Genomic DNA, 23267 nt, shown 5'->3' with positions numbered 1-23267 from the left:
AAATTTGCCATAGAGGCGCCGTGTTTGACGCCTCTATGCAGTTTGTATTCATTACTTGTCTTGGATGAGATCAAGTAAGTCGGCAATCTCTTCATCATCCCAACCGAATTCGGACAGATCACTTGTAGCTGGTGTTGTGGCCGTCTCCGTCTGACCTAGCTCGATCAATTGTCGTAGTGCGTTTACATAGTAATCCACCAAATCTTTGACAGTTTCTTTGCGATAAATCTCTTCACTGAAGGCGATCGTTACAATCAATTGTCCTCCAACGACAGAGCTACCGAAATCCAGCAGGTGCTGACGTTCTGAGTTGCGGTTGAAGTTGTCGCCTCTTGCTTCGTTTGCAAAGCCAAACAAGGATTCTGTGTCATCGACTGACTGATCAAGCTGACCGAGGTAGTTGAAGCTAATCTCTGCTTTTGGCAAGGACTTGAACTTTTCAGTCATTTCCTCGTTCAGGTAACGGAGAATACCATAGCCGATACCCTTGTTCGGAATGCTACGCAGCTGTTCTTTGGTCGTTTGTAGCGCTTCTTTGAGAGAGGTCGTTCCACTCGTATCCAAGAGGATGGTATACATGCTCGTGAACCACCCCAAGGTACGGGACAGATCGACATCGTCGAAGAGCTCTTCACGTCCGTGTCCTTCCAAATGGACGAGGGAGGTTTGATTTCCAGTCCAGACGAAGATCGCTTCTGCCAATGCAGTGAGCAAGACGTCATTGATCTGAGTTTGGTAGATCGAAGGCAATTCCTGTAAGAGTACTTTGGTTTCTTCCTGCGTAAGTGCAACAGAAACCATCCTAGCAGTATGCTCTCGGTTCTTTCCGTTCTCATAATCTTTTGGCAGAGCGTTTACTCCTGTATCGAAGGTGCTTAGCCAATAATCCGCTTCCTCTCGCAGGCTGTCCGATTGAGCGTACTCCGTCAATTTTTCAGCCCAATACTTGTAGGAGCTGGTCTTTGGCGGCAGTTGCACCTGCTTGCCTTGTAGCAGTTGGCTGCTGGCCTTATTCAAGTCTTCCGTGATGATGCGCCAAGACACACCATCGACTGCCAAGTGGTGAATGACGATTAGCAAACGGCCTTCCTGTTCACTGCCCAAATCGAAGTAGACGGCACGGAGCAACGGACCTTCCGAGAGATGTAAGCTTGCCTGAGCTTCCTCGGAAATTTCCTCGATTCGCTTTACTTGCTGTTCATACGGCAAATGACCCAATTCCTCTACGGTAAATGGAATAATATCTGTCCAATCCTCCTTAATTTGCTTCCATTTTCCATCCTGATGGTAGAAGCGGAGGCGGAGGGCATCATGGTGTCCGAGCAAGTGATAGAAAGCTTGTCTCAAAATTTCTGGGTCGATCGGTTTGACAGTTAAAAGTACAGATTGGTTCCAGTGGTTGCGATCTGCCAATTTTTGCTCGAAGAACCAGCGCTGAATCGGCAGGAGTGGCACTTCCCCTGTGACGATGCCTTGCTCGGCAAAAATGTTAACCGACTCCCCAATCGCATGAGTCAACTCAGCAATCGACTGATTTTCGAACAAGAGCTTTGGTGACAAGCGAATTCCAGATTGGGCTGCGCGAGCCACGATCTGAATGCTTAGAATCGAATCACCACCGAGTTCGAAGAAGTTATCGTGAATTCCGACTTGCTCTACTCCTAGAACCTTTTTCCATATTTCGGCCAATACTCTCTCGACAAACGTCTCTGGAGCAACGAATTCTCCGTTCCTCACCGTGTACTCCGGTATAGGTAATGCACGACGGTCTACTTTGCCATTTGGAGTGAGTGGCAGAGCATCCATAATTACGAATGCGGCTGGTACCATGTACTCCGGCAGTAATTCTTTGAGGTAGCTGTCGAAGTTGCCAGCTTGATCCTCTACTCCTTCTTCTAGCACGACATACGCGGCCAGTCGTTTCACACCTGGCATGTCTTCACGGGCAAGGACTATCGTTTCTTTGACAGAAGGATGAGTGTACAGGGCGGTTTCAATCTCGCCCAGCTCGACGCGGAAACCACGGATACTCACCTGATCGTCGGCACGACCGATAAACTCGATGTTGCCGTCCGGCAGGTAGCGGACAAGGTCTCCTGTTCGGTACATTTTTGCCCCTCGAATGTGCGCGAACGGATTTTCGACGAAGCGTTCTTGTGTCAGATCAGGACGTTTGAGATACCCGCGACCCAAGCTGTTCCCTGCGATGTACAGTTCGCCTGCAACACCGATCGGCACAGGTTGCAGCTTTGCATCAAGAACGTATACTTGCACATTGTCGATTGGGCGTCCGATTGTCGGTGCAGCTACCTGACCAGCCTGTACAGGAACGATGCCTGCTGTAGCTACGACGGCATTTTCCGTTGGCCCATACTGATTTACCAATGTAAATGGCAGATGAGCCGATGGATAGTGATGCAGTTTGTCACCGCCAGTCAGCATGTAACGCAAATCTGAATCGGTCGGCCATTCAACAGACATCAAGCTCTCTGCTAATGGCGTTGGTAGGAAGCTGATCGTGATTCCTGAGTCGACGAGCCAATCACGCAGTTTTTCCGGTACGAGACGAATCTCTTCTTGTGGCAGATATAGCGTCGCTCCTGCCGTCAGATACGGCCAGATTTCCCAGACAGCGGCGTCAAAGGCTGTTCCGGCGATTTGTGATGCTTTATCTTCTGGCGTGACGTTGTAAGCATGCTGGTGCCAATAGATGAGATTCAATAGAGCGCGTTGCTCGATTTCCACTCCTTTTGGTGTTCCAGTAGAACCGGACGTGTAAATGACATAGGCGAGATTGTTCGTTGTCGTCGTGATTTCGGGTGATTCCGTGCTCTCATTGGCAACCAAATCCCAATCGATATCGAGACAAATAAACGTTGCATCACCTGTTGGCAATGCTTCAAGCAAGCTTTCTTGGGTCAATACGATCGGCATGTTCGTGTCATTCATCATGAAGGCAAGGCGCTCTTTTGGATAAGATGGGTCCATCGGAACAAACGCGCCGCCTGCTTTGAGAATCCCTAATTGGCCGATCAGCATCCCGACGGAGCGTTCGACGCAAATGCCGACGAGAGTCTCTGTCGTTACCCCCTGTTGTTGCAAGTAGTTCGCCAGTTGATTCGCTTTTGAATCCAGCTCTGCGTAGGTGAGCGAGCCTTCCTTGGAGACGACTGCCAGTTGATCCGGCATTTTCCTTGTCATTTCAGCGACTAGCTCGTGCACTGTCTTCTCATATGTGTAATTTGCAGCTGTGTTGTTCCACGCGAGTATAAGCTGTTCACGTTCATCCGGACGAAGCAGTGGTAACGCCATGATCGAGCGATCAGGTTGGGCGACTATTCCCTCCAGTAAATGATGGAAATGATTCACGATTCGCTCCATCGTTGTTTGGTCGAACAAATCTGTATTGTAATCAAATGTAGCGATCAGGCCGTTTGGCGTTTCTGCCATAGTCAAGCTGATGTCGTATTTGGACATCACTTCTTGGTTCTTGCTTTCAAACGGAGCAATCCGAATGCCCTCAAGTTCATGAGTCTGCATTTGGAAGTTTTGCAGAGCAAACATAACTTGGTAGAGCGGCGAATAGCTGAGGCTACGTTCCAACTCCAGCTCATCTATCAACTTTTCAAAGGGCAGGTCTTGATGGGTATACGCTTCCAGTGCAGACTCGCGCACTCTTGCAAGTAGTTCACGGAAGGTTGGAGCGCCAGACATATCGGTTCTCATCGCCAGCGTGTTGATGAAGAAGCCAATTAATGACTCCGTTTCTTGTCTATTGCGTCCAGCAACCGGACTTCCTACGATAATGTCGTCTTGACCGCTGTAGCGATGAAGCAGGATTTGGAATGCAGCGAGCAATGTCATAAAGAGCGTGGCGCCTTCTTGTCGGCTGAGCGTGTGTAATTTTTCCACAAGCTCCGTTGGGAAACTCGTCGTGTATAAGGCTCCGTTATATGTCTGTACAGGTGGACGCGGACGATCTGTCGGTAAGGCCAATAGCGGCTCACTGCCACCGAGTTTCACTTTCCAGTATGCGAGTTGTTGCTCCAGCGCCTCTCCTTGTAGCCATTCACGCTGCCAAGCTGCAAAGTCTGCATATTGTAGTGGCATCTCGGTGAGTTGCGGCGTTTCTTCCTTGCGAAGCGCTTCATAAATCGTAACCAGCTCACGTATGAAAATGTTCATCGACCAACCGTCAGATACGATATGGTGCATGTTAAGCAGGAAGACGAAATTCACTTCGCCGATCTGGATGATCGTGGCCCGCAGTAACGGTCCTGTACGTAGGTCAAATGGGTTGTTTGCCTCTTCTCTCTCCAGGCGATGGACCTCGGTGTCGCGCTCCTCTTCTGGTAGATCACGCAAATCAATCTTGCCCAGGCTCCACGCGATTTCTGGGTGAATGACTTGTATTGCTTCCCCGTTGATGTCAGTGAAGGTTGTTCGCAAACTCTCGTGTCGCTCGATGATCATCTGCAGACTGCGTTCCCATGCAAGGATGTTGAGGTGTCCTTGCATCCGCATGGCAGACGGGATGTTGTACAAGGCGCTGTTCGGCATTAAACGATCCAAGAACCACAAGCGTTGCTGTGCAAATGAGAGCGGTAGATGCTGATCGCGAGAAACCGGTGTGAGTGGAATGCTGGCCACTTTCGATTTGGCTTCCAGTAAACCGGTTAATTTTTCGCTCATTTGTGCCACGCTAGGATTTTCGAACAAGGCACGGAGTGGGACTTCCACACCAAATGTTTCTTTCAGGCGGGAAACGGTTTGGGTAGCCAAGAGCGAATGTCCACCCAGATGAAAGAAGTCATCGTGGATTCCAATTCCCTCAACAGAAAGTACCTGCGACCAAATATGGGCGACGATTTCCTCTGTTGGTGTACGCGGCGCCACATATTCCTTCCCTGACTCCCCTTGTCCCCAATCCGGTGCTGGAAGGGCGCGGCGATTTACTTTCCCGTTGACCGTGAGTGGAATCTCTGCCATCCATACATACCCTGCTGGAACCATGTATTCCGGTAGGGTCTCTTTCAGGTAGTGGATAAGCTCAGCATCTCCCGGTTGTTGTTCGTTTGCTGCAACGAGATAAGCTGCCAAACGCTTGTCTCCTTCTCGCTCCTCACGCGCGATAACGACGACATTTTGAACGGCTGGATGCTGTCTGAGTCTATTTTCGATTTCGCCCAGTTCGATTCGATAACCGCGAATCTTGACTTGGTCGTCGATTCGTCCGAGGAATTCGAGCTGTCCGTCTTCCGTATAGCGAACTAGGTCACCAGTCCGGTAGAGGCGTTCTCCTTCCTTGCCGAACGGATGATTGATAAAGCGTTCTTTCGTAAGCTCAGGACGATTCCAGTACCCTCTGGCTATTCCTTTTCCGCCGATGTACAGCTCGCCTGGTACGCCTATTGGCACAGGTTGCCGGTTTGCATCCAGTACATACACTTCCACATTGGCGAGGGGTCGGCCGATTGATGGATTTTGACCGTTATTCTCACAACGTATGAGCGTAGCAGTAACGGTTGTTTCTGTTGGTCCGTAGCAGTTAAAGAACTGGAGATCCTTCGCGTGACGGGCGACAAGCTCACGGCTTAACGCTTCCCCACCGACAATCAGAGTCTTCAGGTCTGGCAAATCCGCTTGTGGCAAGGCCGATACTACAGAAGAAGCCATTGTCACGATCGTAATGCGTTGTTCCTGCAAGACTTGGATCAACTCCGGACCAGGTAAAAGTAATTCGCGATCCTCAATGACTAGCGTGGCACCAGCGAGCAGGGTCATGGCGATCTCGGAGACAGAAACATCAAAGCTAAATGATGTGAATTGCAAAACCCGGCTCGTCGCATCGATTTGGAACGAATGGATCAGGGCATGTGTCAAATTGATCACGGAGTGGTGCTCGACCATCACCCCTTTGGGCAATCCGGTTGATCCAGAAGTATAGATTACGTAAGCGAGATGATGTTCATTGACGCTGCTATCCACGTTTGTGGTTGGCTCATCTGCCAGTTCATCGCTATCGAGGCAAATGACCTGTTTAGAAGGAACTGGTAGCATGTCTTTCAGCGATACTTGCGTCAACAAAATGTTCGCTTGCGAATCTTCGATCATATAGGCAATGCGATCTTGCGGATGCGCTGGATCAATAGGCACATAAGCAGCACCTGCCTTCATTACACCAAGGAAAGCGATGATCATCTCTGGAGAACGCTCGACGCAAATGCCAACTAGCTTATCCGGTTGTACACCGCATGCAATCAGCCTGTGTGCCAGCTGATTTGCACGTTTGTTTAGCTCAGCATAGGTCAACTCCATCTTCTTGTAGACGAGTGCAATAGCATCGGGTGTCTTTTCCACTTGTTTCTCGAATGCCTGATGGATGCAAAGCTGTGCCGGATAATCTACGCTCGTGTCATTCCATTCGACTAATACCTGCTGGAGCTCGCTTTCACTGATCATCGATACCTCTGCGAGGCACTGTTCAGGTTTTGCCATCATGGATTCGAGCAAGGAAGACATCTGGTGCAATACACGTTCGATATTTTCAGACGCGAATCGGTTTTGGTCGTATTTGATCTTAAGGATGAACTCTTTACCCGGACCGCAGACGACGGTGATTGGATAATTCGTTTGTTCCATCGTTTCTACGTCGGATAATTGCAGCTGATAATGCTCATCTTTTACCGATTCACCAATCGGGTAGTTCTCAAAAATGAAGATGCTCTCGAACAGGGCAGCATTCCGCGCCATTTCACTCCAGCCTTGGATGTCAACCAACGGCGTGTACTCAAACTGGCGAAGCTCCACTTGATGTTCTTGAATCTCGCGTAGCCATTCCCGCACCGATTTGTTCGCATCGATCAAAACACGAATCGGCAGGGTGTTGATGAAGAGACCTACCATGCCCTCTACAGTAGGTAGATCTGCCGGACGACCGGAAACTGTTGCACCGAAGACGACATCATCCGTTGCGCCGTAACGGCTCAGGATGAGAGCCCATGCTCCTTGGACAAGCGTATTCAATGTCAACTGGTGTGTACGGACAAAGGCTTGCAAACGTGAAGTCATGTCCACCGATAAGCGAATTTCTTTTTCTTCGTACACTTTCGGCATATGTTCCCGGCCGCCAGAGTAGCTACTCATCGCTAATGGTGTAGACTCGTGGAAGTCTTTAAGCTGCTCGCGCCAAAAATGTTCGGCGGCTTTCAAGTCTTGGCGCTGTACCCAATCGATGTAGGCTGAGAATGGTTGGACGAAGCTGTACGAAACCTCTCTATCTTCTGCTATGGACACATAAGCACTAAACCAGTCTTTTAGTACAATGGGTACGCTCCAACCATCAAGCAATACATGATGGAAGCTCCAAGTGAAGCGATAAACTCCCTCACGTAAATGGAATAACGTCCAACGCATGAGTGGTGGAGAAGCAATCTCGAAATTTCGTCTTCGATCAGCTTCTAGATAGTGAGCCAGTTCCGTTTTTTGCTGCTCCGTCGTCAAATGACGAAGGTCGATTTTTTCTACTGTTGCTTTTACTTGTTTGCGTACAATCTGATGAGCCTCTGAACCTTCCCAAACAAAGTAGGTACGTAGAATCGGATGGCGATCCACTACCTTTTGCCACGCCTGTTCAAACGCATCGACGTACAAGCCCTCCATCGTCATGGCAAAGTGAACAATATAGTCTCCCCCCTCTTGCTCGTACAGGGAGTGGAACAGCATGCCACCTTGCAATGGACTGAGCGGATAGACGTTTTCGATCAGGCGATCCTGTCCCAGATGCTTGTCGATAGCACGTTGATCCATTCGCGCTAGTGGAAAGTCAGATGGCGTATAGCCGCCTGCTTCTTCGGACTGGCAGTGCGCAATGATCTCACGCAAAGCTTCCAGATAGTTGCAAGCAAGCTCTTGGATCGTGCTTTGTTCGTGAATGTTTTCGCTATAGATCCATGTGACATGGAGTTGTTCTCCGGTTATGACACTGTTTACATCAATCAGGTGCTGACGTATTGTGTCTTTCCCCAGATTGGAGCCTCTTGATTCTTGCGCCATGCCAAATCTCGATTCGGCTTGAACGATCTGATCAAACTGTCCGAGGTAGTTGAAGCTGATTTCTGGCTTCGGCTTTTCATCTAGGAGTTTTTTCAACTCCTCATTCTGACTGAGGTATCGGAAAATGCCGTAGCCGACACCTTTCTTTGGAATGCGACGAAGCTGTTCCTTGACCGCTTTCAAAGCGTCACCCCACGGCTTTGAAGGGTCAATCGAAAGCTGTACCGGGTACATGCTCGTAAACCAGCCAACCGTACGGGATAAGTCCACTCCTTCGATAATCTCCTCACGTCCGTGCCCTTCCAGATGAACGGATACTAGCTTTTCGCCTGTCCAACGATTCATTGCTTTGGTTAAAGCGGTAAGCAATACATCATTGATTTGCAGACGGTAAGGCGAAAGCGTATCCTGCAACAACGCGCGAGTTTCATCAATAGTAAGCGCAAGACTGACTTGTTTGGAGGTTGCATCTGTGTTTTGGCTTGGATCGAAGGCACGGTCAATTGGAAGTGGACTCACTTCATCATTTTGGCCCAGCCAGAACACTTTTTCCGGCTCGATCGCTTCGGAATTCGCATAGGATTGCAATTGCTCTCCCCATGACTTGAATGAAGTCGTCTTCGCTGGGAATTGCACCTCTTGATCGTTTACAAGTTGCCCGTAAGCAGTTTGTAGATCCTCTAGCAAAATGCGCCAGGATACACCGTCTATCACCAGATGGTGGGCAACAATCAGTAGACGACCAGGTTGGTCCGCACCAAGATGGAAGTAAACGACTTGGAAAACGGGTCCCTCACTTACATGTAGACTTGATTGCACCTCGTTTGCGATTTGCTCCAGACGATCGGCTTGTTCTTCATCTAGAACAGCGGACAGGTCCACACTACGGAATGGAATAATCTCAGGCTGCCCTTCCATATATTGGGTCCAATCTTGCTCCGTATGGTTAAAACGCATACGTAATGCGTCATGATGAGTGAGTAGACTCTCGACGACACGCTCTAGAACAGTTAGGTCAACGGGTTGTTGAACCGTCAAAAGCAAGGATTGGTTCCAATGATGGATCGACGGTTGTTCAGTCGTGAAGAACCACGATTGAATTGGCGTGAGCGGCACCTCTCCCGTCAAGATACCTTGTTCTGCTTGGATTTTTCCTGTTTGTATGCCGTCAGCCGCTGTCACGACACTTGCCAGTTCCGCGATGGTTTGATTTCTCAAGAGCTGTTTCGGTGTCAAACGAATTCCAGCCTGATTGGCTCGAGAAACAATTTGGATACTCAAGATGGAGTCTCCACCCAACTCGAAAAAGTTGTCATAAATACTAACTTTGTCAATTCTTAGAACATTTTTCCATATATCTGCAAGCGTAGCCTCTATTGCAGTTGTCGGGGCTGCAAATCTGCCTTCTGTTTCAGTGTGTAATAAATCAGGTACAGGCAATGCTTGTCGATCTACCTTCCCGTTTGGAGTCAGCGGCAGGTTACCCATGATGACAAAGGCAGCTGGCACCATATACTCAGGCAGCTTATCCTTTAGATAGCTACGGAAGTCACTTGCTTGAATCTCTTGTTTTTCTCCAAGTACGACGTAGGCAGCGAGTCGTTTAATGCCAGGAATATCCTCAAGTACGAGTACGATGGTTTCTTTTACCGCTGGATGAGTGTACAGAGCCGTTTCAATTTCACCCAGTTCGACCCTGAATCCTCGAATGCTCACCTGATCGTCTGCACGACCAATGAAATCTATGTTTCCATCTGGCAGGTAACGAACCAGGTCTCCAGTTCGGTACATGCGGGCTCCCTGTTTTTGAGAGTATGGATTGGCTACGAACCTCTCTTTGGTTAGATCAGGGCGCTTCAGATAGCCACGTGCCAAACTGTCTCCAGCGATATAGAGCTCTCCGGCTACACCAATCGGCACAGGTTGCAGCTTTTCATCAAGGACGTATACTTGCACATTGTCTATTGGACGTCCGATTGATGGTGCGAATACATGAGTAGCTTCTGTCGGAACGGCACCTGCTGTGGCGACAACCGCGTTTTCGGTTGGACCGTATTGGTTCACAAGAGTAAACGGCATGGTTGCTGGTGGGTAATCATGTAGCTTATCGCCCCCTGTGAGCATATAGCGCAGCTTCGTGTTGATAGGCCATTCCAAGGTAAGCAATCTTTCCGCCAATGGCGTTGGCAAAAAGCTAATCGTGATTCCCGATGTAACAAGCCAATCTCTGAGTTCCTCAGGTACAAGACGAATTTCTTCGGATGGGAGATAAAGCGTTGCTCCCTTTGTTAGGTACGGCCAGATTTCCCAAACAGATGCATCAAAGGCGGTCCCGGCGATTTGTGAGGCTCGATCATTTGAATCTACGCTGTACGACCGTTGGTGCCAGAAAATGAGATTTAACAAGGCGGCATGCTCGATCTCTACCCCTTTTGGCGTTCCAGTAGAGCCAGACGTATAGATGACATACGCAAGATTCTCTGTTGTCATTGCAATGTTTGGTGCCTCGCTGCTCTCTTCTGAAATGATATTCCAATCACGATCCAAGCAGATGAATGTTACAGGTCCTTCCGGCAATCGCCCTAACAGTCGTTCTTGGGTTAATACAACTGGCATATTCGCATCTTTCATCATGAAAGCAAGACGCTCTTGTGGATACGCCGTGTCCATTGGGACATAAGCACCGCCAGCTTTGAGTATTCCCAGTTGACCGATGAGCATATCGATGGAACGTTCTACGCAAATGCCGACAAGTGTTTCAGAGGATACTCCCTGTTTTTGCAGGTAGTTCGCTACCTGATTCGCTTTGGCATCTAGTTCTGCATAGGTGATCTGCCCTTCTTCGGAAACAACTGCTAATTGATTTGGCAACGCTTGTGCAATCCTTGCAACCCTTTCATGCACGCATGTTTCACGTTCAAAAGGTACATTCGTATCATTCCATTGATGGAGAAGCTGCTCCTTTTCCATATCGCTCAGGAGAGGTATGGCTGTGACTGGTTGCATCGGATTTGCCGAAATCGCCTCTAGCAGGTTCGAGAAATGGTTCCCCATGCGCTCGATCGTTGCTGGATCAAAAAGATCGGTATTGTACTCGAATGTTGCGATAAGTCCATCAGGTGCTTCTACGGTGGTCAAGGTGATGTCAAACTTGGCGCTTACGCCCTCCTGACCTCTGTGGAAAGGCTCGATGCGGATCTGGGACAATTCTTGTACGTCCATCGGGATGTTTTGCAGTACGAACATCACTTGGAACAACGGTGAGTAGCTTAGGCTTCTTTCCAGCTCCAGTTCATCTACCAGTTTTTCAAACGGCAGGTCTTGATGCGCATAAGCTTCCAGTGCAGTTTCTCGTACTTTTGCAAGCAAGTCTCGGAAGGTTGGTTCCCCGGACATATCCGTACGCATTACCAAGGTGTTAATGAAGAAACCAATAAGCGACTCCATTTCCTGTCTATTACGTCCTGCGACCGGACTTCCGACGAGGATGTCTTTTTGACCACTGTAACGATAGAGCAGGGTCTGAAAGGCAGCTAGCAAGGTCATGAATAAGGTTGATCCTTCTTCACGACTGAGTGCTTTTAGGTCGGCAAGCAGTTTTTCTGGGAGCCTAATTGTATGCATTGCCCCTTTATGGCTCTGAACGGCAGGGCGTGGACGATCTGTCGGCAATATCAGAAGTGGTTCTGCATCGCCTAATTGTTTTTTCCAGTACGCCAATTGTTGCTCCAGTACCTCTCCTTGCAACCAATTGCGTTGCCATGTGGCGTAGTCTGCATATTGAAGCGGCATTTCGGCAAGCTGTGGTGTTTCTCCAGCAGATAACGCTTCGTAGATGGAGACTAACTCACCCATGAATACACTCATGGACCAGCCATCCGCAATGATGTGATGTAAGTTGAGCAAAAATACATACGCTTGTTCATCCATGCAAATCAGTTTGGCGCGCAACAACGGCCCTTGATTCAGATGAAACGATTGTTCAGCATCTTCTATGGCGAGACGCAATGCTTCCACTTCTCGCTCCTCTTCGTTCCAGTCTCGTAAGTCGATTCGTCCCAGGTTCCACTCGATCTCCGGATGAATGACTTGAACGGCTTCTCCATTGATATCGGAGAAAGTTGTACGCAAGCTCTCATGACGTTGGATGATCTGCTTGAGACTACGTTCCCACGCATCGACGTCTAGCTCACCCTTCAGTCGAACAGCAGATGGGATGTTGTATACGGAACTGTCTGGCAACAACTTGTCCAAAAACCACAAACGTTGTTGCGCAAACGAGAGCGGCAAGTGTCCGTCACGCGACACGGGCACAAGTGGGATGTTAGTGTGACCCGCTTCCCCTCGTAACAATGTCGTAATTTTTTCACTGATCGCAGCCGTTGTCGGATAATCAAACAGCGTACGAAGCGGCATGTCTACGCCAAAAGTTTGACGCATACGGGAAATCGCCTGGGTAGCTAAGAGGGAATGTCCCCCTCGTTCAAAGAAATCGTCGTGAATCCCGACTTGCTCTACGGAAAGCACCTGTGTCCAAATGTTAGTCACTATTTCTTCTGTTGGTGTGCGAGGTACGACATACTCTTGTTGTGTGGTCAAAAGTCCCCAATCCGGTGTAGGCAGTGCCCGGTGGTCTACTTTTCCGTTAACCGTAAGCGGAATAGCATCCATCCAGACTATGCCTGCTGGAATCATGTAATCTGGCAATGTCTCTTTCAGATAGCGAGCGAGCTCCTCTGTAGCCGGCTTCTCTTCACCTATTGCAATCAAATAAGCAGCCAAACGATTTTCTCGTACGGTAATAACAGCTTCCCGAATCGCAGAGTGCTTTCTCATTGCGTTTTCGATTTCGCCTAATTCGATGCGGAAGCCGCGAATTTTCACCTGATTATCGATACGTCCGAGGAATTCAAGGTTACCGTCTTCCAGATAGCGCACCTGATCGCCTGTGCGATAGAGACGTTCGCCTTCCGCTCCAAACGGATGAGTGATAAAGCGTTCCGCTGTAAGCTCTGGACGATTCCAGTAACCGCGTGCCAAACCTTTTCCACCAATATACAGCTCACCTGGTACGCCTATAGGGACAGGCTTCAGATTGGCATCTAATACGTAGATGGTCGCATTGGCGATTGGGCGGCCAATTGGCGTGTTCGTGAGATTCGTATCCATAAGCATTAACGTGGTGCAAACAGTTGCCTCCGTTGGTCCGTAGCAATTGAAAAATTGACGATGATTTGCATAGCGAGTGATGAGCTCATAGCCTGGTGCTTCGCCACCGATCACTAATGTATTCAGATCAGGTAGGTCTGCGTTAGGTAATGCCGCAAGTACAGCAGGAACCGTCATCACAGTCGTAATTTGTTTTTCTTGCAAGACTGAGATGAGTTCAGGGCCTGGCAAGAGCATTTCTCGATCCTCAATGACTAAGGTCGCACCCGAAATCAAAGCCATGACGATCTCAGCGACAGAAACATCGAAGCTAAACGAACATAACTGCAGGACGCGGCTAGACGGCTGGACTTGGAACAAATCGATCAGGTAATAAGCCATATTCACCGCACTATGGTGTTCGACCATTACGCCTTTCGGCAAGCCAGTGGAACCAGATGTGTAAATGACATAAGCAAGATTTTGTTCTGTAATCCCACTCACCACATCGTGAACAGGTTCATTCTCTAGAGCATTACTATCAAGGCAAATTACCTGAGCCTGCGTTGTAAGCAAATGGTTTACCAGAGATTGCTGGGTCAACACGATGTTTGCCTGCGAATCCTCGATCATGTAGGCAATACGCTCTAGCGGATGTGCCGGGTCAATTGGAACATAGGCGGCACCTGCTTTCATCACACCGAGAATCCCGACGATCATTTCTGGAGAGCGCTCGATGCAAATACCGACGAGCGTATCTGATTTCACGCCTTGGGCAAGGAGATGATGCGCCAATTGGTTCGCTCGCTGGTTCAGTTCGGCATACGTCATTTCCATCTCTTTGTACATGAGTCCGATGGCATCTGGCGTCTTTCTTACTTGGTATTCAAATGCTTGATGAATGCAAAGCCCGGTTGGATAATCCACCTTCGTTTCGTTCCACTCGCCCAAAACCTGCTCTTGTTCCATTTCGCTGATCATGCGCACATCAGCCAAAGTTTGATCAGGATTCGCTGTCATCGATTGGAGCAGAAGAGTCATTTGCTCTAGGACACGTTCGATACGTACATGATCGAATCGGTTTTGATCAAAAACGATTTTGAGGACAAATTCTTTGCCAGGGCCACATACTACGGTAAGTGGATAGTTGGTTTGCTCCGCAGAGTCTACATCAGAAATCTGAATACTGTTGTCCACTTCTTTTACAGACTCGTCAATCGGGTAGTTCTCAAAGATAAAAATACTTTCGAACAGAGAGGTGTTGCGCTCGAATTCGCTCCAGCTCTGGATGTCAACTAGCGGCGTGTACTCATATTGGCGAATCTCCAATTGCATTTCTTGCAATTCGCGCAGCCATACCCGAACGGTTTTGCTTGGATCAAGTGTGATTCGAACCGGAAGCGTATTGATGAACAGACCAACCATATTTTCTACGCCATGCAAATCGGCTGGACGGCCTGAACCAGTTGCCCCGAATACGACATCTTCTTCACCACTGTAAGCTCCGAGGATCATGCCCCACGCACTTTGTATGAATGTATTTAGCGTTACCTGATGCTGACGAGCAAATGATTGCAGATGTTCTGTAAACTCGGGCGAGAATCGGATAAAGCGCTCGTCGTAGGTTTTCGGTTCTCCAATGGATTGGAGAGCTTGTCCGAGATTGATTGGTGTCGGCCCGTATATCCCTTTCAAATGGTTGCGCCAAAAGCGTTCTGCAGCTTGCAAGTCTTGACGCTGAATCCACGCAACATACTGGGAAAAAGGCTGTACAGCTCCAAGCTGAACGTCTCTTCCTTCTGCGAGCGCTAGATAAGCGGCAAACCAGTCTTTTAGGACAAGCGGCAAGCTCCAACCGTCCAGTAATACGTGGTGGAAGCTCCAGATAAAGCGATATGCTTCGTTGCTAATCCTGAACAAAGTCAAACGCATGAGAGGTGGCTCAGTAATAGAGAAGTTCCGCTTGCGATCCTCTTCCAAAAATGCGTCTAGCGCTGCTTTCTGCCTATCAATTGGTAAATGTCGCAGATCTCTTTCATCAACAGTCACCCGTACGTGCTTGCGGACAATTTGATGCGGATTGACTACCCCATCCCAGATAAAGGAGGTGCGCAGAATAGAATGACGATCGATGACTTTTTGCCATGCTTGTTGGAGTGCATCGACCTGCAAATGATGGATCGTCATGGAGAATTGAACCACATAGTCTCCGCCCTCTTGTTCGTATAGCGAATGGAAAAGCATTCCTTCCTGCAACGGCGTCAGTGGATATATGTTCTCGATGGAGTGATCTCTACCCACATAGGTGTCAAGTGTACGCTGATCTAGACGAGACAGCGGGAAGTCAGAAGGAGTATAGCCTCCTGCTTCTTCGGAGCGGCAATGTGCCATAATCTCACGCAAGGCGTCCATATAATCGCGAGCAACTGCTTCCACCGTACTTTTCTCGTGGATGTTTTCGTTGTAAAACCAAGTGATATGCAGTTGTTCTCCGGAAATGACGCTGTTTACATCGATTAAATGCGTGCGAACGGAATCAGGTGCAAGATTCGAGCCTCTCGATTCAGCAGCCATGCCAAACGTAGCGTTAGACGAAACTACCTGATCAAACTGGCCGAGGTAGTTGAAGCTGATCTCTGGCTTCATTCGAGACTTCAACTGCTCTTTCAGCTCGTCATCCTGACGTAAGTAGTGCAGGATACCATAGCCAACCCCATTTTGCGGAATAGCTCGAAGCTGTTCTTTGACTGCTTTCAGCAGTTCGCTCCACGGTTTCGTCTGGTCAAGTGTAAGCTGTACAGGATACATACTCGTAAACCAGCCAACTGTGCGGGATAAATCTGCTCCTTCCAAAATATCTTCGCGTCCATGCCCCTCGAGATGGAAAGATAACGTCTGTTTCCCTGTCCAGCGGTGCATCGCTTTTGTTAAGGCAGAGAGTAATACATCATTTATTTTCAAACGGTATGGAGAAAGTGTTTCCTGCAACAAGGCACGGGTTTCTCCTGCGTTTAACGAGAATGTTACTTGTTTGGTTGTCGCTTCCGTGTTCTGACTCGGTTCATAAAGGTGATCAATCGGGATCGGACTCACTTCATGAGCTTGTTTGAGCCAGTACTCTTTTTCTTGCAGGATGGCGTCTGAATTGGCATACTCGACTAATTGCTCAGCCCACATCTTGAACGAAGTCGTCTTTGCTGGCATTTGTACGTCTTGACTGTTTGCTATTTGGTCATAGGTATGTTGCAGATCCTCCAGTAAAATACGCCACGATACACCGTCAACAACTAAGTGGTGAATGACGAGCAACAGTCGGCCAGCTTGCTCTTCGCCCATGTTGAAGTACACAGCCTGTACGACGGGACCTTCTGTGATATTTAGGCTCGCTTGTACTTCTTGTGAGATTTCCTCCAGCCTGGACTCCTGTTCCTGTTTTGGAAGATTAGAAAGATCCACGCTACGGAATGGAACATTCTCTTCAAGACCTTCCATCATTTGTGTCCACATGCCGTCATAGTGTGAAAAGCGCATACGCAACGCATCATGATGAGCCAGCAGGCTCTCGATTGTTTGCTCCAGGACAACAAGGTCTACTGGTTGCTGAACAGTCAGAAGTACCGACTGATTCCAGTGGTGCAGCGACGGTTGATTGGAGTCAAAGAACCATTTTTGGATGGGAGTGAGCGGTACATTTCCAGTAACAGTGCCCTGCTCATTTTTCCATTTTGTATCTGTTGCTTGGCTCAAATCAGTAACAACGCGTAGCAATTCTGCAATGGTTTGATTTTCAAAAAGTTGCTTGGGTGTGAAGCGAATTCCGGAATGATTGGCTCTTGCGACGATCTGGATACTGAGAATGGAGTCGCCGCCCAATTCAAAAAAGTTGTCGTAGATGCCGATGTTCGCAACACCCAGCACACTTTTCCAGATTTCCGCCAATTTCATTTCCAGATCCGTTGCAGGTGCTACAAAACCGCTATCCGCCTCATTTCGGGAATAGTCTGGGATTGGTAGCGCCCGGCGATCCACTTTTCCGTTTGGTGTCAGCGGGAAGCTGTCCAACTTCATGAAGGCGGATGGGATCATGTACTCTGGCAACTTATCCTTGAGATAGGATCGCATCTCGATGTGAGTAACCTCTTTTTCTTCTGCAAAAACGAGGTAGGCAGCTAGGCGCTTGTCTCCAGGAGTTTCCTCTCTCACCATGAGTACGGTTTCTTTTACAGCCGGGTGGCTCTGCAACACCGTCTCGATTTCGCCTAGCTCAATACGGAAGCCGCGGATTTTCACCTGATTGTCGATACGCCCGATAAATTCAATCGTGCCATCAGGCAAATAACGAACCAAATCACCGGTACGGTATAGGCGAGAACCCCCTTGTGGGTCAAATGGATTCTCCACAAATCGCTCTGCAGTTAACTCCGGATTGTTCAAATAGCCAAGAGCGAGACCATCTCCGCCTATATACAATTCGCCTGCGGTACCCAGTGGGACAGGTTGTTGATGTTTGTCCAATACGTACACCGTGGTATTGCTAATCGGTCGGCCAATCGGGAAGGAATTGACGCCTTCTGGAAGCTCCGTGACGGGATTGCAGCAAGTAAACGTCGTGTTTTCCGTCGGGCCATAGCCGTTAATCACCGTGATACCGTCAAGCGAAAGTACCTTGCGTACATGTGATGCGGAGACCACATCCCCACCGACAAGTAGTTGGCGCACGCCGCGCAAGTACTCTACTTTGTGGTCAACCATGACTGTAAACAGACCAGCCGTCAGCCAAAGTGTCGTCACCTTGTGATTCTGAATCGCCTCTCCCAGTTCATCGAGTGAAGGCTGATGTGGCGGCATCAACACCAGCTTCGCTCCGTTTAACAACGCACCCCAAATTTCAAAGGTAGCAGCATCAAACGATACGGTGGAGGCTTGCAAGAATACGTCCTCTTCCGAAATGGTCACGTAATTCGTGTTTTTGATCAGGCGAACAATTCCGCGATGGACGACCAGCACTCCTTTTGGTGTACCTGTTGACCCCGATGTGTAAATGACGTAGGCGAGGCTGTCGGCGGTCATTTCTACTTGAGGAGCAAGTGTACTTTCTTCTGCCCATTTCTCCCAAGCATGGTCGAGATTGATAATGCTAAGCTCTTGTTCTTGCCACTTGTCAGACAAATGCTTCTGTGTCAATAAAATGGAAATCTGGGCATCTGCCAGCATGAAAGCCAGACGTTCTTCTGGATACGCAGGGTCAAGTGGCACATACGCTCCACCTGCTTTGAGAATCCCGAGCATACCAACGAACATATCTAACGAGCGATCTACGCAAAGCCCGACAAAAGTACCCGTTTCTACTCCTTGCTTTTGCAAGTAGTTGGCAAGCTGATTGGCTTTTGCCTCCAGCTCGGCGTAGGTCAACTGTTCTTCCCCTGCAACGATGGCGATACGATCTGGGTATTGGGCCGCTGTTTCGGCAAACAGTAGTGGAACAGTTTGGTCCCGAGGGTAGTCGCTCGCTGTGTTGTTAAGCTCTACCACCTGTTTATTTCGTTCGCTCTCCCTTAGAAGATCAAGTTTTTCAATCGACTCCTCTGGTTGGGAGATGATAGCCTCAAGCAGATTTTGCAAATGTCCAGTCATTCGCTCTATCGTTGATCTGTCGAACAAATCTGTGCTGTACTCAAAGGAAGCTACGAGTCCGTCTGCCTGCTCTCTCATTGTCAATGTGAGATCAAACTTGGAAGTCGTCAAATGTCGCTCAGAATCCAATGGTGTGAGCTGAATGCCAGACGTTACTGCTTCCTCCAGCGGGAAGTTTTGCAGGACAAACATGACCTGGAACAACTGCGAGTAGCTGAGGCTACGCTCTAGCTGTAGCTCATCGACCAATTTTTCAAAAGGTAAATCTTGATGTGCATATGCCTCCAACGCTGTTTCGCGAACGCGTGCCAGTAATTCTGTAAATGTTACATCTCCTGTTACGTTGGTTCGGAGTGCCAAAGTATTGACGAAGAATCCAATCAAATTCTCTATTTCTTGACGATTGCGTCCAGCTACCGGACTTCCCACAACGATGTCTTCTTGACCACTATAGCGATAAAGAAGGGTTTGGAATGCAGCCAGCAACGTCATAAACAAGGTAGAACTGGACTCCTGGCTAAGTACTTTCAATTTGGCGAGCAAGTCCGCAGAAAATGTCTCAGTGTAAATGGCTCCTTGATAGGATTGCACAGCAGGGCGCGAACGTTCTGTCGGCAGTGTTAGAAGCGGTTCTGCTCCACTCAGTTTTTCTTTCCAATACGTAACCTGCTGCTCTAAGATTTCGCCATCGAGCCACTCACGCTGCCATGTAGCAAAATCCGCATATTGAATCGGTAGGTCTGCCAGCTCTGGTGTTTCTTGTTTACTGAAGGCTTCGTAATTGGCAAGCAATTCGCGATAAAATATGCCCATCGACCAACCATCAGAGATGATGTGGTGCATGTTGATCAAAAAGACATATGCGTGATCATCTGTTTGGATCATCGTCGCGCGTATCAGCGGCCCTTGTCCAAGGGCAAAAGCTCGGGCCGTTTCGGCTTCAGCCAATTGCTCTATCTTTTGTTCTTTCTTTTCAGCTGATCGATCGCGTAAGTCCAAAATGTCCATTTTCCAGTCCATATGCGGATGAATCACTTGGATGGATTGTCCGTCTATTTCGTGGAACGTGGTACGCAAGCTTTCGTGACGCAAAACGATCGCCTGTATACTCTTCTCCCATGCCACTACGTCGAGTTCGCCTTGCAAGCGAAGGGCAGATGGAATGTTGTACATCGGACTTTCTGGCATGAATTGATCAAAGAACCACAATCGCTGCTGGGCAAAAGACAACGGGAGATTGCTCTGTCTTGATACAGGTTGAATCGATCCACCAATCGCTTCTTTCTCTCCCAAATGAAGTGCTGCTCCCTGTTCACTCCATGCTGCAATGGTCGGATGTTCAAAAATGGAGCGCACCGTCTGCTCTATTCCAAACGCCTCTCGTAGACGTGAAATGACTCGTGTCGCCAAAAGTGAATGTCCACCAAGCTCGAAAAAGTTATCGTGAATCCCCACTTTTTCGACTCCAAGCACCTGCGACCATATGTTGGCAATCAATTCTTCTACCTGATTGCGCGGCTCCATGTAGCCTTTGGCGGAAGCTGGATTTGTCCATTCCGGTTCCGGCAGTTGTTTGCGGTCGATTTTACCATTTGCCGTCAAAGGCATCGCATCAAGGAAAATATAAAATGAAGGCCTCATGAATTCTGGTAGTTTCGTTTTTGTCCATGCACGCAAATCAGAAGTTTCGAGCGTGATATCTCCTGAAACGGTAGCATACGCAGTTAAATGCTTCTCGCCCGGCGTAATCTCACGGACCATGACCACAACTTCGTTCACAGACGGATGCAAGCTGAGTGCTGCTTCCACCTCACCTAATTCGATGCGGAAGCCGCGGATTTTCACCTGATTGTCGATACGACCGATAAACTCAATCGTGCCATGAGGCAAATAACGAACCAAGTCACCAGTACGGTACAGGCGAGAACCCCCATGTGGGTCAAACGGATTCTCCACAAAACGTTCTGCGGTTAACTCCGGATTGTTCAAATAGCCAAGAGCGAGACCATCTCCGCCTATATATAATTCGCCTGCCGCACCCAGAGAGACAGGCTGTTGATGTTTGTCTAATACGTACACCGTGGTATTGCTGATCGGTCGGCCGATCGGGAAGGAGTTGACGCCTTCTGGAAGCTCCGTGACGGGATTGCAGCAAGTAAATGTCGTGTTTTCCGTCGGGCCATAGCCGTTAATCACCGTGATACCGTCAAGCGAAAGTACCTTGCGTACATGGGATGCGGAGACCACATCCCCACCGACAAGTAGTTGGCGCACGCCGCGCAAGTACTCCACCTTGTAGTCAACCATGACCGTAAACAGACCAGCCGTCAGCCAAAGTGTCGTCACCTTATGATTCTGAATTGTCTCTCCCAGTTCATCGAGTGAAGGCTGATGTGGCGGCATCAACACCAGCTTCGCTCCGTTTAACAACGCACCCCAAATTTCAAAGGTAGCAGCATCGAACGATACGGTAGAGGCTTGCAGGAACACGTCCTCTTCTGTAATGGTCACGTAGTTCGTGTTTTTGATCAGGCGAACAATTCCGCGATGAACGACCAGCACTCCTTTTGGTGTACCTGTTGATCCAGATGTGTAAATGACATACGCGAGGCTGTCAGCTGTCATATCTACCTGGGGAGCAAGTGTGCTCTCTTCCGCCCATTTTTCCCCAGCATGGTCAAGATTGAGAATGGTAAGCTCTTGTCCTTGCCACTTGTCAGACAAATGCTCCTGTGTCAATAAAATGGAAATCTGGGCATCTGCCAGCATGAAAGCCAGACGTTCTTCTGGATACGCAGGGTCGAGTGGCACATACACTCCACCTGCTTTGAGAATCCCGAGCATACCAACGAGCATATCTAACGAGCGTTCTACGCAAAGTCCGACAAAAGTACCTGTTGCTACTCCTTGCTTTTGCAAGTAGTTGGCAAGCTGGTTGGCTTTTGCCTCCAGCTCGGCGTAGGTCAACTGTTCTTCCCCTCCTACGATGGCGATACGATCTGGGTATTGGGCCGCTGTTTCGGCAAACAGTTGTTGAACGGTTTTATCCCCAGGGTAGTCGCTCGTAGTATCGTTTAGCCCGACCAGGAGATGCTGTCTTTCTTCTTGACTGATAAAAGAGATAGAGGACAGGCGTTGTTTCGGATTCTCGACGATGGCCACTAGAATGGATGCCATTCGGTCAAGTGTCCGTTCGATTGCCGCCTGCTCAAAGCGGTCTGTCCTGTATATCATTTTGATGCTAAACTGTTCGCCCGGAATCCCGACAATCGTGAGCGGATTATCTACTTCTTGGAAGTGCTGTACATTAGAGATGGAAAAACCGAATTCCTTCTCTTCCCCTTCTCCCAGCGGATAGTTCTCGAATACGAAAATACTTTCAAACAGTGGTAGTCCACGCGGTACATCCGTCCAGCCCTGGATATCCACCAATGGAGAGTATTCATACTGTCGGACTCTCGATTGCTGATCCTGTAGCTCTTTGAACCACTGATCCAACGTTTGCTCAGGCTCGACTTTCGTTTTCATCGGCAACGTGTTGATAAACATTCCAACCATCTGCTCTACACCTGGCAGATCGCTCGGGCGCCCGGAACCAGTTACGCCGTATACCACGCTTTCTTCTCCGCTCAAACGGCTGAGGAGAATGGCCCATGCTCCTTGCACGATAGTATTGATCGTAACCTTATACGTTCGAGCTAATTTTAAGAGAGCTTTCGAGACCTCATCAGTTAAGGTTCGAGTCGATTCATGAATCCCTTTTTCCTGCTCCGAACCTCTCAAGGGATGAGATTCAAAGGGAAGCGGTGTGGGACTCTCGACGGACGTTAGGAACTCGCGCCAGAACTTTTCAGACTCCGTGTTGTCCTGACGGCGAAGCCAGGAGATATAATCTTTGAATGGCTTTGGCTGTGGAAGTCTCAAGTCCTTGCCTTGGCAGTACGCCTCATAGAAGTCGAGGACTTCCTGAAAAAGAATGGGGCTGCTCCATCCATCCAACAGCAAATGGTGAAAGGTCCAGATGAACTGGTGCACATCGTTGGCCTTTTTGATGACCGTTACTTGCATGAGGGGGGCTTCGCTCAAATCGAAGCCCGCCTCTTTTTCTTTTTGCAAAAACGATGTCAGCATGGTTTCCTGCTCTTCATCGGTGTGATGTGACCAGTCATCCTGACGTATGGAAAAAGGAACACTTTCGAAGACCACCTGAAGCGGCTTCTCCACTTCTTCCCAAAGGAATCCAGTACGCAAAATGGAATGTCTTTGAACCACTTTGTTCCAGGCTTTTTCAAAGTTGACGATGTCAAGCTCGCCTGTAAGAATGGCAATGTTCTGCACCATATAGGCTGAACCCTCAGAGTACAGCGAATGGAACAACATCCCTTCTTGCAGCGGGGATAAGGTGTATAGATCAGTAAAATCCCCCATTG

Annotated in this window: 1 protein-coding gene; it reads right to left on the bottom strand. The window is 48.8% G+C overall.

The genetic code is table 11. The features are described 5' to 3' along the window. Nucleotides 1-51: 51 nt before the first annotated feature. Nucleotides 52-23265, bottom strand: a complete 23214-nt coding sequence (gene lgrC, locus ACFVS2_RS04605) for a linear gramicidin non-ribosomal peptide synthetase LgrC (RefSeq protein WP_390231501.1) — start codon at nt 23263-23265, stop codon at nt 52-54. Nucleotides 23266-23267: the final 2 nt, after the last annotated feature.

This window comes from Brevibacillus sp. NPDC058079, from assembly GCF_042885155.1.
Taxonomy (GTDB): Bacteria; Bacillota; Bacilli; order Brevibacillales; family Brevibacillaceae; genus Brevibacillus.
The sequence above is the reverse complement of the archived record's forward strand: the minus strand, read 5'-3'. Positions and strand labels throughout refer to the sequence as shown.